12 protein-coding genes are annotated in these 14262 nt (G+C 66.3%); 8 read left to right on the top strand and 4 right to left on the bottom strand.

All coding sequences use genetic code 11. The features are described 5' to 3' along the window. Positions 1–13: 13 nt before the first annotated feature. Positions 14–2305, bottom strand: a complete 2292-nt coding sequence (locus QM693_RS09975) for an ATP-binding protein (RefSeq protein ID WP_283352212.1) — start codon at positions 2303–2305, stop codon at positions 14–16. Positions 2306–2528: 223 nt separating this feature from the next. Between QM693_RS09975 and QM693_RS09970 the strand changes: the two genes are divergently transcribed. After that, a complete protein-coding gene (locus QM693_RS09970; RefSeq protein ID WP_283352211.1) occupies positions 2529–4175 on the top strand; it encodes a flavin-containing monooxygenase in 1647 nt (548 codons plus the stop codon). Between the two features lie 27 nt (positions 4176–4202). Then, entirely contained in the window at positions 4203–5147 is a 945-nt protein-coding gene (locus QM693_RS09965; protein ID WP_283352210.1) for an alpha/beta hydrolase, read from the top strand. 25 nt (positions 5148–5172) lie between these two features. Here QM693_RS09965 and QM693_RS09960 read toward each other — a convergent pair whose 3' ends face one another. The 3 genes from QM693_RS09960 to QM693_RS09950 form a co-directional block, all read right to left on the bottom strand. Then, positions 5173–5757, bottom strand: coding sequence for a GNAT family N-acetyltransferase (locus QM693_RS09960; protein ID WP_283333283.1), 585 nt, complete (start codon positions 5755–5757; stop codon positions 5173–5175). Further along, entirely contained in the window at positions 5754–7115 is a 1362-nt protein-coding gene (locus tag QM693_RS09955; RefSeq protein ID WP_009476436.1) for a glycosyltransferase family protein, read from the bottom strand. Before QM693_RS09955 ends, QM693_RS09960 begins: the two co-directional genes overlap by 4 nt. 61 nt (positions 7116–7176) lie before the next feature. Then, positions 7177–7398 (bottom strand): hypervirulence associated TUDOR domain-containing protein, encoded by a 222-nt coding sequence (locus tag QM693_RS09950; RefSeq protein WP_283333357.1) that lies wholly within the window; start codon positions 7396–7398, stop codon positions 7177–7179. Between the two features lie 161 nt (positions 7399–7559). Here QM693_RS09950 and rpsF point away from each other — a divergent pair, with 161 nt between their 5' ends. From rpsF to QM693_RS09920, 6 genes are all read left to right on the top strand, one after another. Then, a complete protein-coding gene (gene rpsF / locus QM693_RS09945; protein ID WP_005249677.1) occupies positions 7560–7847 on the top strand; it encodes a 30S ribosomal protein S6 in 288 nt (95 codons plus the stop codon). Positions 7848–7912: 65 nt separating this feature from the next. Further along, entirely contained in the window at positions 7913–8434 is a 522-nt protein-coding gene (locus tag QM693_RS09940) for a single-stranded DNA-binding protein (RefSeq protein ID WP_005249678.1), read from the top strand. Positions 8435–8472: 38 nt separating this feature from the next. Then, the gene (gene rpsR, locus QM693_RS09935; RefSeq protein ID WP_005249686.1) at positions 8473–8715 is read left to right on the top strand and encodes a 30S ribosomal protein S18; all 243 of its coding nucleotides are present in this window, start codon (positions 8473–8475) and stop codon (positions 8713–8715) included. Between the two features lie 17 nt (positions 8716–8732). Continuing rightward, on the top strand, positions 8733–9188 hold the full coding sequence (rplI, locus tag QM693_RS09930; RefSeq protein WP_009476433.1) for a 50S ribosomal protein L9: 456 nt from the start codon (positions 8733–8735) through the stop codon (positions 9186–9188). A 573-nt stretch (positions 9189–9761) separates the two neighbouring features. Continuing rightward, positions 9762–12404, top strand: coding sequence for a replicative DNA helicase (dnaB, locus tag QM693_RS09925; RefSeq protein WP_283352209.1), 2643 nt, complete (start codon positions 9762–9764; stop codon positions 12402–12404). 312 nt (positions 12405–12716) lie between these two features. Beyond that, positions 12717–14177 carry a glyceraldehyde-3-phosphate dehydrogenase gene (locus QM693_RS09920; protein WP_283352208.1) on the top strand — a complete coding sequence of 487 codons (1461 nt, stop codon included), beginning with the start codon at positions 12717–12719 and terminating at the stop codon, positions 14175–14177. Positions 14178–14262: the final 85 nt, after the last annotated feature.

Below are 14262 nucleotides of genomic sequence, written 5' to 3'. Positions count from 1 at the left end.
GGTAACGGTCCGGTTATCGGCCGGTCTCCACGGCGGGCGGATGAGCCCGGGCGGCGACCCACGCCGCCACCTGCGTGCGGGAGCTGACGGCCAGCTTGTCGAAGATGTGCTCGACGTGTCCGTCGACGGTGCGCCGCGAGATCACCAACGACTCGGCTATCTGCCGATTGCTGAGGCCCTGGGCGAGCAGGCCGGCGATTTCCTGTTCCCGTTTGGTGAGCGGTGACGCCTCGGCGCGAGGTGCCCTGTGCTCGGTGGGGGTTCCCAGTGCGAGGTCGACGGCCTCCTCGATCGTGAGCCGGACTGCAGGCGTTGCGAGCTGGGCGAACTCGTCCGGTCCCACGATGCGGGCCGCGGTGCGCTCCGACGAGAGGGAGTCGTCGGTGATGTGCGGGCCGAACGCCGCGACGGACGTGCCCAGCCGATGCCACACACCCTTCGCGGCGCCGCACAGCCTCGCCGCCGCGTTCGCGTCACCGCTCGACGTGGCTACCCACGACAGCACCTCGATCGACAGGGCCGTGCAGATCTTGTCCTTGAAGTCGCGCTGGATCCGCAGTGCCTGCTGGGCAGCGTCGACGGCATCGTCGCCCCGGCCCAGGTGAAAGTACGCGACGCTCGAAACCCACAGGGCGTAGGCCTTGTTCCACTTCTCGCCGTGCGCGTCCGCCACCGCGATCACGTCGCGGCACGTCTCGAGGGCGTCGTCGAGTCGCCCGTCGTAGGTCTGCGCCATGCCCATCTCGAACGATGCGGTCAGCACCGAGGCCGTGTCGCCGACGGCGCGGTGAACGGCGATGGCATCACGGAACAGTCCGATGGCGTCGTCGGGGCGGCCGGAGAACACGGCGTGGATCCCCGCCCAGTGGTCGGCGTGCGCGCGCAGTCGTTCGTCACCGAGCGCGGTCGCGATCGCCGTGCACTCGTCGAGGTGCTCGCGCGCGGCGTCGCGGTCGCCCTGGATCAGCGCGGTCCACGCGGTCACCCACAGCACGTCGCCCCGTTCCCGGGTGGGTTCGGTGAGCCGTAGCAGTATCCGCTCGAGCCGGGTCCTCCCGTCGGACAGGTTGCCGCCCGCGATCCAGTGGTACCGCAGCGAGACGGCCAGTTCCGCGGCCGCCGCCCGCTGCGAGTCGTCGTGCAGCGCCCAGTCCAGGGCGGCCACGAGGTTGGGGTGGTCGATCCGCAGTTCCGCGAGGATCTCGGATTGTCCTGGCCCGCACCAGTCGAGCGACGACCGGCGGGCACGCTCCGAATAATGCTCGAGATGTCGCCGGTACAGCTCGTCGCGCTCCCCGCTCAGCTCGAGGAGCTCGTGCCCGTACTCCCGCACCGTCATCAGCTGCGAGTAGCGGAGACGCTCGGTCGAACGGTCCACGGTGACAAGACATTTTCCGACCAGGCGGTCGAGAACGTCGATGACCGGCGAGTCCGACAACGCACCGAACCCGCTGATGGCTTCCGCGGCTTCGAGATCGAAGCTTCCGGGGAACACGGCGAGCCGCGACCACAGCAGCCGCTCGGTGTCCGAGCACAGTTCGTAACTCCAGTCGATGAGGGCGCGCAGCGTCTGCTGGCGGGGCATCGCCGCCCGGTCACCGCCGGTGAGGAGTGCGAAACGCTGGTCGAGTCGTTCGACGAGCTGCGACGCGGACAGCGACCGCAGCCGGGCCGCGGCGAGTTCGATGGCGAGCGGGATCCCGTCGAGCTGATTGCACAGCTGCGCGATGGCGGGGGCGTTCGCGTCGGTGAGGCGGAAGTCGGCGACGACGCCCTGCGCGCGCTCGACGAGCAACGACACCGATTCGAACGGGGCGATGTCCGCGGCGCGGCAGTCCTCGATGTCACCCGGAGTGCTCAGTGGCGGAAGGAGGTACGTGAATTCGCCGGCGATCCCGAGCGGTTCGCGACTCGTGGTGAGGATCCGGACCTCCGGCGCCGAGGCGAGGACGGCACCGACGAATTCGCTTGCCGCGGACAGTAGGTGCTCGCAGTTGTCGAGGACGACCAGCATGTGCCGGGACTGCAGTTGGTCGATCACCTTGTCCATCACCGCACGGCTCGACTGGTCGGTGACGCCGAGGGCGGCCGCGGCCGCGGAGGGCAGCGCGGCGGGATCGCGGACGGGTGCGAGGTCGATCCACCGGACGGAATCGCGGAAGGCACGCGCGGAGCGGACCGCGAGTTCCTCGGCCAGCCGCGTCTTGCCCACGCCGCCGGCACCGAGCAGCGACACGAGCCGGGATTGCTGCAGTCGTGCGCGGGCTTCCTCGATCTCGCGGCGCCGGCCGACGAAGCTGGTCATCGACCTCGTGAGTTCTCTCGAGCGAGTCAGTGGATTTCTCCCGTGTCCGGTTGGCCAGGTGTGGAACGAAACCTACCCCCATCGAATGTGACGGACAACACAGGTAACCGAGGGGGTGTTTTACCCGGTGTGGGGGTGATGTGACGTGGGTCATTGTCGTTGGCATACCCCGGTTGCCCGCTCGACTCCGGCCGGAACCCATCGCCTCGAGGAGCTCAACACCATGTCAAAGCCCATTTCTTCTGCCGACGTCGATGTCGTCGTCGTGGGTGCCGGATTCGCCGGCCTCTACGCGCTGCGCAAGCTGCGCGACACGATGAAGCTGTCGACGCGGGTGTTCGAAGCCGGCTCGGACGTCGGCGGCACCTGGTTCTGGAACCGGTACCCCGGTGCCCGCTGCGACATCGAGAGCGTCCACTACTCGTACTCGTTCGATGAGGACCTGCAGCAGGAATGGCAGTGGAGTGAGAAGTTCGCCGGACAGCCGGAGATCCTCCGCTACCTCGAACACGTCGCCGACCGCTTCGACCTGCGCAAAGACATCACGTTCGACACCCGCGTGGTCGGCGTGCACTGGGACGACGAGAACTCCGTGTGGACGGTCCGCACCGACGACGGCGCCGTCGTGCGCAGCCGGTACTTCATCTCGGGGGCAGGCAACCTGTCGGTGCCGAAGACACCGGAGTTCGGCGGTATCGACAACTTCCGCGGCGAGGTGCTGCTCACCGGAAACTGGCCGCGTGCGGGCGCCGACTTCACCGGCAAGCGGGTGGCCGTGATCGGGACCGGGGCCAGCGGCATTCAGGCCATCCCGTTCATCGCCGAGGACGCCGCCGAACTGGTGGTCTTCCAGCGCACCCCCAACTTCGCGACCCCCCTCGGCAACGGTCCGATCGACCCGAACGAGGTGGCGGATATCAAGAGCAACTACGCGGACGTGCGGAACGCGGCCCGCAACCACTTCCTCGGCGTCCCGTTCACTCAGGTGCAGCCGTCCGCGCTCGCCGTCGATGCCGAGGAGCGCCGCCGCACGTTCGACGAGCGCTGGAACGCCGGCGGGTTCCGGTTGTTCATCGATTCCTACCAGGACATCCTGTTCGACAAGAAGGCCAACGACACGATCGCCGACTACATCCGCGATCGGATCCACGAGCGCGTGCAGGATCCGGAGAAGGCCGCGACGCTGGCGCCGACGGGCTACGCGTACGGCACCAAGCGTCCCCCGCTCGAGACCAACTACTACGAGGCGTTCAACCGCGACTCGGTGAGCGTCGTCGACGTGAAGTCCACGCCGATCGACGAGATCACCGAAACCGGAGTCCGGGTCGGTGACCGCACCTACGAGGTCGACACCATCGTCCTCGCAACCGGATTCGACGCGATGACCGGTCCGCTGATGGCCATGGACATTCGCGGTCGCGGCGGTCTGCCGCTGGCCGAGAAGTGGGAGCACGGACCCAAGACCTACCTCGGCATCATGGTCAACGAGTTCCCGAACCTGTTCCTCATCACCGGACCGCAGTCGCCGTCGGTGCTCTACAACATGCCCCTCGCAATCGAGGACCACGTCGACTTCGCGACCGACGCGATCGATTACCTGGACCGCCGCGACCTCGACGTCATCGAGCCCACCGCGCAGGCCGAAAGCGATTGGGGTGCCTTGACCAACGACATCGCCAACCAGACCCTGCTGCCGGAGACGAACTCGTGGTACATGGGCGCGAACATTCCCGGCAAGCCTCGTGCCTGCATGGTCTACCTCGGCGGCGCCCCCACCTACCGGGCGACGTGTGACGAGGTGGTGGCAGGCGGCTACTCCGGTTTTGCACTCACCCGGGCGGAGGCCCACGTGGCCTCCACCGTGTCCTGACCCCGAACCACTACGAAGGAGACCGACATGGCACTCGACGCACACGCAGCAGAATTGATCGCCGGACTACAGGCGCAGGGGCTGAAGGCTTTCGAGCACAGCACCGTGGAGGAGGCGCGGGCGGTGGTGGCGACGTTCACCGGACTGCAGGCGCCGCCCGAACCCGTCGCCCGGGTGGAAGAAGCGCACTACGAGAGCGGCGGAGCGCAGATCGCGCTGCGGGTCTACGTGCCGGAGGGCCGGGCGCCGCACCCGGTGGTTCTGTACTTCCACGGCGGCGGGTTCGTCGCCGGCGACATCGACGTCGTCGACGAACCGGCGCGGGCGGTCGCGAACGGCGCGGGCGTGATCGTCGTCGCCGCGACGTACCGCCGCGCGCCGGAACACCGGTTCCCGGCCGCCGCCGACGACGCGGCCGCCGCCCTGCAGTGGGTGGCCGACAACGTCGAAAGTTACGGCGGTGACCCCGGCAACGTCGTCGTCATGGGTGACAGCGCGGGCGGCAACCTGGCCGCCGTCACCGCGCTGCGGGCCCGGGACGAGGGCGGACCGCGCCTGCGGGGGCAGGTGCTGATCTACCCGGTGATCGATCCGAACGCGGACCTCCCGTCCAAGACGGAGTTCGCCGAGGGGTACGTGATCGGCGCCGGGGACCTCGACTGGTTCTGGAGCAACTACCTGTCCTCCCCCGAGGATGCGAAGCACCCGTACGCGGTTCCGAGTCGCGCCGGCGGTCTCGAGGGGTTGCCGCCGGCCCTCGTGCTCACCACCGAGAACGAGGTGGCCCGCGACGAGGCGGAGGCGTACGCCGAGTCGTTGCGGCAGGCGGGGGTCGACACCGAGGCGATCCGCTTCGACGGGCTGATGCACGGCGCGTTCTGGATGTCCGGGGCGGTTCCGCGCAGTGCCGAAATGCGCTCGGCGGTAGTCGAGTTCGTGAAGAGAGTGACAGCCACCGCACCCGTCGCGTGACGTGACGTGACGTGACCCGACCGTGTCAGCCCTCGACTCGTGCCTCGAGTCGGGGGCAGATGCGCGGCCACTCCTCGTCGATCATCGAGAACAGTGCGGTGTTGCGCCACGTTCCGTCGCGGCGCCGTCGGTGCTTGCGAAGGATTCCCTCGAACTCGGCCCCCAGCTTCGCGATGGCGCCGCGGGAGTGGGCGTTGCGTTCGTCGGTGTGCCATTCGACGCGGACCGCGCCGAGGTCTTCGAACGCCCGCCGCAGCAACAGCAGTTTCGCCTCCGGATTGATGAGCGTGCCCTGCGCGGAACGGGACAGCCAGGTGTGCCCGATCGCGAGGCTGCGGTTCTTCGGGTCGATCAGATACAGCGACGTCGAGCCGACGATCCGCTCGGTGGTGATGTCGATCTGCGCGTACGCGAGGCGGGTCGGATCCTCGTCGGCGGTGCGGACGAACGCCACCGCGTCGTCGCGATCGGCGATGGCGGCGGACGTCCAGTGGAAGATGCGGGGGTCGTCGGCGGCGTCCAGCAGGCCGTCGACGTGGTCCTCGCCCAGCGGTTCGAGTCGGACGTGCCGTCCGGTCAGTGTGGGGTGCGCGAACCAGGATTCGCTCATCGCACCGGCTCGGGAGATTTCAGCACCGGCCGCCGGCCGGATTCGGGACCGGTGCGCCCGCGGACGGGCGGATGTCGTTGGGCGGCGCGCAGGAACACGAAGAACAGCACCACCAGCAGTCCCGCGCGGCCCCAGACCCCGAACTTCACGAGAACCTCGAACGTCGACGCGTCGGTCTGGGCGGCGAGCGCGCCGAAGTATTTGAAGACGCCGATCCCCATCGACAGGTCGGCCACCAGATACGCCGCGACGAGCCCCCACGGGACGCGCAGCAGGACGAAGAAGGGGATGAGCCACAACGTGTACTGCGGCGAATGCACCTTGTGCAGCAGCAGGAATCCGCAGAGCATGGCGGCGCTGACGGCGATCCACGGGTAGGCGCCGTCGCGTTGGAACCGCAGCCAGCCGAGACGCAGGGCGATCGCGAACGCCGCGCACACGAGGAGCGGCGACAGCAGGCTCACCGTCTGGTCGTACGCGGGGAGCGGGACGTCGTCGGCGACCGGACCGAACAGCGGCCGCAGGCCCCAGTACCAGATGGAGTTGGTGGTGAGGTCGGCCTGACGGTTCTCCTGGAACGTGAACGACGCCCGCCACCCGCTGTAGGAGATGAGGGCGAACGGCAGGTTCACCGCCACGACGGTGGTGATCGCGGCCACCGCGACCATCACCGCGCCGCGCACGTCGTAACGCCGCCCGGCGGTGCCGTTCCGAGTGAGGACGTAGGCGATCAGCGGAAGCACGAACGCACCCGGATACACCTTCAGGCAGAAGCCGACGGCGAGGAGCACCGCCGCGAGGACAGCACGGGCGCGGAGGGGGATCCGTTCGAGTGTCATGACGAAGATCGCGGCCACCGACGTCGCGACCACGGGCAGTTCCCAGTTGTGGAAGGCATACAGCACCAGCGGCGGAGTGGCCGACCAGAGCAGCGCCCACCAGCCGGCCAGCCGTCCCAGCATCCACGCCGTGAGCAGGCCGAACGGGGCGAGGATCAGCGCCGAGTGCAGCAGGAAGTCGGCGTCGGTGTGTGAACCGATGCCGCCGAGCCACATCAGCACACCGCTCAGCACCGGGTACTCCACGGTGCCGCCGGTGAGGATGCCGTCGGCGTTGATTCCCCCGGTGACGTACGGAAAAACGTGCAGGTTGACGTCGCGTCCGAGCCACAGGAACTGGATATCGGAGTAGCAGACCTGTGTGTCCTTGATGCGGTCGAAGATCAGGCTTCGCCCGACGCCGTCGAACGGAGCCCCGGCGCACCGCGCCTTCTGCAGGTAGCCGGCGAGCATGGAGAGGCCCGCCAACCCGACGACGAGCGCCGTGATCGGCGACCGCTGCCGAGCTCCGATATGCATGAATCCACATTAGGGTGCGCGGGCCTCCACGTGCGAAGCGGAAACGCCGCGGGTGCGGAGGTCAGTCGCTCGGCCGGCGCAGGGCGTCGGGTCTGTGGACGGCGTCCCGCCCGCTCTTGTCGCTGACGACGCGGTACTGCGGGTCGTCCTCGGACGCCCGCACCGTGCGGCCCGCCGCCTCGGCGTCCTCGGTGATCTTCTCCTCGACCGTCCCCGACGTGGTGGTGCCGTGGGTGTTCCACTCCACCTCGTCGCCCTGTCGGAATTTCTTGTCCTCTGCCATCGTGTCGGCGTACCCCGCGGTTCCCGGTGTCACACCGGCTTGCCTGATTTCGCTGGTCAGGGGCTCGTCGTGTAACCTGCAAAGGTTGCTGACGCAACGACCCTCCTGCCACGGACAGTCCGTGGCCGTTTTCACTAGTCCATAGGAGGTGATGAGGTCTTATGCGTCATTACGAATTGATGGTCATCCTTGACCCCAGCCTGGACGAGCGCACTGTTGCTCCTTCGCTGGATACGTTCCTCAATGTTGTTCGCCAGGACGGCGGCAAGATCGACAAGGTCGATGTCTGGGGTAAGCGTCGTCTCGCCTACGAGATCCTGAAGCACAGCGAAGGCATCTACGCGGTGATCGACATCAGCGCTACTCCCGCCACCGTCGCAGAGCTCGACCGTCAGCTCGGTCTGAACGAGTCGGTGCTGCGTACGAAGGTTCTGCGCCACAACAAGTGATTTCTGTCGGTCACCGGCCCTAGGCTCGTGCCCAACCGAACTCCACATTCTGCAGGAGGAACCATATGGCAGGCGACACCGTCATCACCGTCATCGGAAACTTGACGGCTGATCCGGAGCTTCGATTCACCCCCGCGGGTGCCGCGGTCGCGAACTTCACTGTCGCGTCCACGCCCCGCACCTTCGACCGTCAGACCAATGAATGGAAAGACGGCGAAGCACTGTTTCTGCGTTGCAACATCTGGCGCGAGGCAGCCGAGAACGTCGCGGAGAGCTTGACCCGTGGCTCGCGAGTGATCGTGAGCGGCCGGCTCAAGCAGCGTTCGTACGAAACTCGTGAAGGTGAAAAGCGCACTGTCGTCGAGCTCGAGGTCGACGAGATCGGCCCCTCGCTGAGGTACGCCACGGCCAAGGTCAACAAGGCCAACCGTGGTGGCGGCAGCGGCGGTGGCTTCGGTTCCTCCGGCGGATCGGGCGGCGGACGTCCGCAATCCAACACCGGCGGAGATGATCCGTGGGGCAGCGCGCCGCAGGCGTCCGGCTCCTTCGGAGGCTCTGGTGGCGGGAGCGACGAACCCCCGTTCTGATCCGTACCTGATCGGAACATCCAGAAAAGAGCAAACTAATGCCGAAGCCGCCCTTGCGCGACAAGGTAATGAAGAAGAAGATCTGCATCTTCTGCAAAGAGAAGAACACGCAGATCAACTACAAGGACACGACGCTTCTGCGTAAGTACGTCAGCGACCGCGGCAAGATCCGCGCGCGCCGTGTCACCGGCAACTGCGTCCAGCACCAGCGCGACGTTGCCATTGCCGTCAAGAACTCACGTGAGGTGGCGTTGCTGCCTTACGCCACCGTGGCTCGCTAAGGAAAGGGAGGAAAGACATGAAGCTCATCCTCACCGCTGACGTGGACAACCTCGGTGCGCCTGGCGACACCGTCGAGGTCAAGGACGGCTACGGCCGCAACTACCTGCTGCCCCGCGGCCTGGCCATCGTCGCCACCCGTGGCGCCGAGAAGCAGGTCGAGGGCATCCGTCGTGCGCAGGAAGCTCGCGCCGTGCGCGGACTCGACCACGCCAAGGAGCTCAAGGACGCCATCGAGGGCCTCGAGAACATCTCGCTGTCGGTCAAGACCGCCGGTGACTCGGGCAAGCTCTTCGGTTCGGTTACCGCCGCCGATGTCGCCGGTGCCATCAAGGCCGCCGGTGGACCCGTCGTCGACAAGCGCAATCTGGAGCTGCCGAAGGCTCACATCAAGGCGACCGGCAAGCACGCCATCGTCGTGAACCTGCACCCCGACGTGGTTGCGAAGTTCCACCTGAACGTCGTCGGCGCCTAGTCGACTCGTTCACTCACAGGCCCCCCGGACGCCTCGGCGTGTGGGGGGTCTGTGCTTGTCGATTCCGGCTCGCAGCCGCCCTCTCGAACCCGTTTTCACTGGTGTGAAGCACGCAGAGGAGCGGCTTCCAGCTGTGTCTGGAAGTTAGCCGCCCCGCCGACGATCTGTGAGGTGAATCATATTGCCACGCAGGGGCGACCAACTCAACACGCCCGAGTCGTCAACGCGAAAGACACGCCGAACGGGTTTTCATCCACAGTGGTGAGAAACCAAAAAACGGCTCTGATCTGGGTTTTTGGGATTGTGATGTGCACTTATCCTCAGGTTATCCCCATGGGGTTAACAAACGTACCCAGCAGTTTCCACAATTTGTCCCCAGCTGTGTACACAGGCTGGTTTGAACACCGGGTAGCTAATCCCTAACGTCGTCCCGGCGTGTCTCGCGATCACGACGCCGGCTGCCGCGAAGAGCCTGCGAAGGTTGTCGGTAGGGGCGAGTACAAAGAGTTCGGGGCACCAACACCGGGAAGTATTTCCCGGGGTGGCGCATCAGTGATGGGGAAGGTCGGTCGAGTGGCTGTAGTAGACGATCGGGGCCGTTCCGAATACCCGGGTCCGCCTGACGCGGAGCCCGGCGAAGAGTTCGGCCGGCAGCCACCTCAGGACATGGCGGCGGAGCAGTCGGTGCTCGGCGGCATGCTCCTCAGCAAGGACGCCATCGCGGACGTGCTCGAGGTGCTCCGTCCCGGCGACTTCTACCGTCCCGCACACCAGTCGGTGTACGACGTGATCCTGGACCTCTACAGCCGCGGTGAGCCCGCCGACCCGGTCACGGTGTCCGCGGAGCTGGATCGCCGGGGCGAGCTCCGTCGGATCGGTGGAGCGCCCTATCTGGTGACGCTCACCCAGACCGTCCCCACCGCCGCCAACGCCGGCTACTACGCCGAGATCGTGGCGGAGAAGGCCATCCTGCGTCGCCTCGTCGACGCCGGCACCCGCATCGTCCAGTACGGCTACACCGGCGCCGACGGTCAGGACGTCGCCGAGGTCGTCGACCGCGCGCAGGCCGAGATCTTCGAGGTCACCGAACGCCGCACCACCGAGGACTTCGTCCCCCTCGAGGAGCTCCTGCAGCCCACGATGGACGAGATCGACTCCATCGCCAGCCGCGGCGGCATCTCCCTCGGTGTGCCCACCGGCTTCGTCGAACTCGACGAGATCACCAACGGCCTCCACCCCGGCCAGATGATCATCGTCGCGGCCCGACCCGGTGTCGGTAAGGCGCTCGCCCTCGACACTCCCCTGGCCACACCCACCGGCTGGACCACCATGGGCGACGTCCAGGTCGGCGACCACCTCATCGACGCCGACGGCAAGCCCACCCGCGTCGTCGCCGCCACCGACATCATGGTCGGCCGGCCCTGCTACGAGGTCGAGTTCTCCGACGGCACCGTCCTCGTCGCCGACGAGCAGCATCAGTGGTTGACGGAGACGCGGGCATCTCGGCGGTCCGCGCAGCAGGCCGCCACCGGCTACAACCGATACAAGAACCAGGGCACGTTCGCGGAAGTCCGCACAACTGCCGAAATCGCCGCCACACTCCGCTGCTCTGCCGTGGATGCGCGCGTGAATCATTCGGTCACCAATGCGAAACCGCTCGAGTTGCCTGCACAGGACCTGCTGGTGCCTCCGTACGCGCTCGGAGCGTGGCTCGGTGACGGCACTTCGGCGGCTGCTCAGATCACGTGTGCCGACCCCGAGATCATCATGCTGATCGAGGCGGAAGGCTTGGTCGCGGTTCCGTCGACGACTGCGAAATTGCGATACAGCTTGCAGTTGGCACCTGAGGCTCCGACCGCTCCCCGCGACTGCGTGGTGTGCGGAGAATCGTTCGTGCCGTTCACGAGCCAGGTGCGCACCTGTGGTCAGTCTTGCGGCGGCAAGGCGCGTTTCATGTCGGATCCGGTGCCGGCTCCGACCTGTGCACATTGCGGCGGGCCTTCGATCGGCTTGAGGCTCTGCCAGACCTGCCGGAACGAGGTGGGCACCCTACAGGCGCGACTTCGGACCCTCGGGGTGTTGGGTAACAAGCACATTCCCGTCCAGTACCTGCGCGGATCTGAGCTGCAGCGCCGCTGGGTTCTTGCTGGTTTGCTGGATACCGACGGCACTGTGACGGCCGGTGGTTCCGTGCAATTCTCCGTTACGAGTGAGCGTTTGGTGCGTGACGCGCAGGAGCTGATCGTCAGCCTCGGCTACCGCTGCCAGATGAGCACAAAGAAGGTGCGCGGTCGCACGGAGGCGTCGTCGACTGCCTACACCCTGACATTCGCAACCGATGACGAAGTTTTCGGACTCCCACGGAAGGCTCTGCTCCACAAGGAGCGTCGCGCAAGTAGCAGCACCGTCCGTTCTGGTTCGCGATTCATCACCGACGTGCGCAAGGTCGACAGCGTCCCCGTGCGTTGCGTCGAGGTCGACAACGCCGACCACCTGTACCTTGCGGGTCGCGCGATGGTGCCCACCCACAACTCCACGCTGGGAATGGACTTCCTGCGCTCGTGCTCGGTGAAGCACGGTATGGCCAGCGTCATGTTCTCGCTCGAGATGAGCAAGACTGAGATCGTCATGCGTCTGCTGTCGGCGGAGGCGAAGATCAAGCTCGGTGATATGCGCTCCGGCAAGATGACCGACGACGACTGGACGAAGCTCGCTCGACGTATGAGTGAGATCAGTGAAGCGCCGCTGTTCATCGACGACTCCCCCAACCTCACGATGATGGAGATCCGCGCAAAAGCCCGGCGGCTCAAGCAGAAACACGACATCAAGCTCATCGTGATCGACTACCTGCAGCTGATGAGCTCGGGTAAGAAGGTCGAGTCACGTCAGCAGGAAGTCTCCGAGTTCTCCCGTAGCCTCAAGCTTTTGGCGAAGGAACTCGAGGTTCCCGTGGTCGCGATCTGCCAGCTGAACCGTGGTCCCGAACAGCGACAGGACAAGCGCCCCCAGGTCGCCGACCTTCGTGAGTCGGGATCGCTCGAGCAGGACGCCGACATGGTAATCCTGCTCTACCGCCCCGACGCCACCGAACGCGACGACCCCCGCGGCGGCGAGGCCGACCTCATCCTCGGCAAGCACCGTAACGGCCCGACAGCGACGATCACCGTGGCGCACCAGCTTCACCTGTCCAAGTTCGTCGACATGGCGCGGGGCTAGTACTGCCGCGGCAGAGCAGCTTGCCTGCTTGCTGCCGCCGCCCCTCCTCCCTCCTCCTACACTCGGCCTGTTGCCTGACGGCTACCGCTTGCGTGCTTGCAGGTGGCCGGATTCTCGTCCCACCGGACGTTTCGGCGACCGGCTTGTCGGCCCGACGAAACGCTTCCATATGATGAGTGCGTCGGGCGCGCCGGTGTCCGCGAGTCGCGAAACCGGGTCCGGTGATCCAGGTCACCGCTGGTGGAACGGTGTGCGCTCGCCGGCATCCCACCTAAGGACACGCCACATGAGCCGGGAAGGCAGACAAGCGCAGTGAGCACAGTGGAACTGGCCCAGTGGAATTCAGAGGAAGCTCTCGCGGAGGCGATGATCCCGATCATCGGCGGCCTGCACCGCCGACGCTCGGTGACCATTCTGCTTCACAGTCGCTCCCTGGTGAACAAGTCGGTCATCAGTATCCTGCGGACCCATCGTTTCGCCCGGCAGATCAGCGGCGATGAACTGTCGGTCGAGGAGACGTTCCCCTTCCTCGAAGCGCTGACTCACCTCAATCTTCGGCCCTCGAAGATCGACCTCGGACTGCTGGTGATGGCCTATCGCGCCAACGGTGACGGAGCATCGGTCCCAGAGTTCGTTGCACGGAGCCTCGCCGACCTGGTCGGCGGCGCCCAGACGAGTCCCGCGCAGCCGCAGGACGTGATCCTGTACGGATTCGGGCGTATCGGTCGCCTCGTCACTCGACTGCTTATCGAGAAGGCCGGCTCGGGCAATGGGCTGAACCTGCGTGCCGTGGTGGTCCGCAAGGGTGGCAGCGACGATCTGACCAAGCGCGCATCGTTGCTGCGCCGTGACTCCGTCCACGGGCAGTTCAACGGCACGATCAAGGTCGACACCGACAACAACACGCTGATCGCCAACGGCAACGTCATCAAGTTCATTTACAGCAACGACCCGGAGAGCCTCGACTACACCGAGCATGGCATCGACAACGCCATCCTGATCGACAACACCGGAATCTGGCGCGACCGCGACGGACTGTCGAAGCACCTCCGCCCCGGAGTCGCGAAGGTGGTGCTCACCGCGCCCGGCAAGGGAGACGTCCCGAACATCGTCCACGGCGTCAATCACCGCGACCTCGACCCGAACGAGCAGATCGTGTCGTGCGCGTCCTGCACCACCAATGCCATCGTCCCGCCGCTGAAGACCATGGACGACGAATTCGGTGTGTCTCGAGGCCACGTCGAGACCGTGCACTCGTTCACCAACGACCAGAACCTCTTGGACAACTACCACAAGGCCGACCGTCGTGGTCGTTCGGCGCCGTTCAACCTCGTGCTCACCGAGACCGGCGCCGCGTCGGCGGTCGCCAAGGCGCTCCCCGAGCTGAAGGCCAAGATCACCGGCAACTCGATCCGCGTTCCCACTCCGGACGTATCCGTCGCCATCCTCCACCTTCAGCTGGGTCGTGAGACCACCAGGGAGGAGGTGCTCGAGCATCTCAGCCAGGAGTCGCTCACCGGAGCGCTGAGCCGGAACCTCGACTACACCGCCGCAACCGATGCCGTGTCCAGTGACTTCATCGGTTCGCGCGCCGCGTGCATCGTCGACGCGAACGCGACGATCGTCGACGGCGACACCGCCATCCTCTACGTCTGGTATGACAACGAGTTCGGATACTCGTGCCAGGTGGTGCGCACTGTCCAGTACCTGTCCGGTGTGGAGTACCCCATCTACCCCGCGGTCGACGCCGCTGATGCGATGTCCGTGGGCTGACCGGCGGCACCGTAGTTTCGCGACGCCCGGGCCGAGCAGTGGCTGCTCTCCCGGGCGTCGTCGCGTATTCGGTGGGCCTCGCCGC

Origin of the sequence: Rhodococcus sp. IEGM 1305, assembly GCF_030058635.1 — a bacterium.
In the GTDB taxonomy this organism is placed as follows: Bacteria; Actinomycetota; Actinomycetes; order Mycobacteriales; family Mycobacteriaceae; genus Rhodococcus_F; species Rhodococcus_F opacus_D.
The sequence above is the reverse complement of the archived record's forward strand: the minus strand, read 5'-3'. Positions and strand labels throughout refer to the sequence as shown.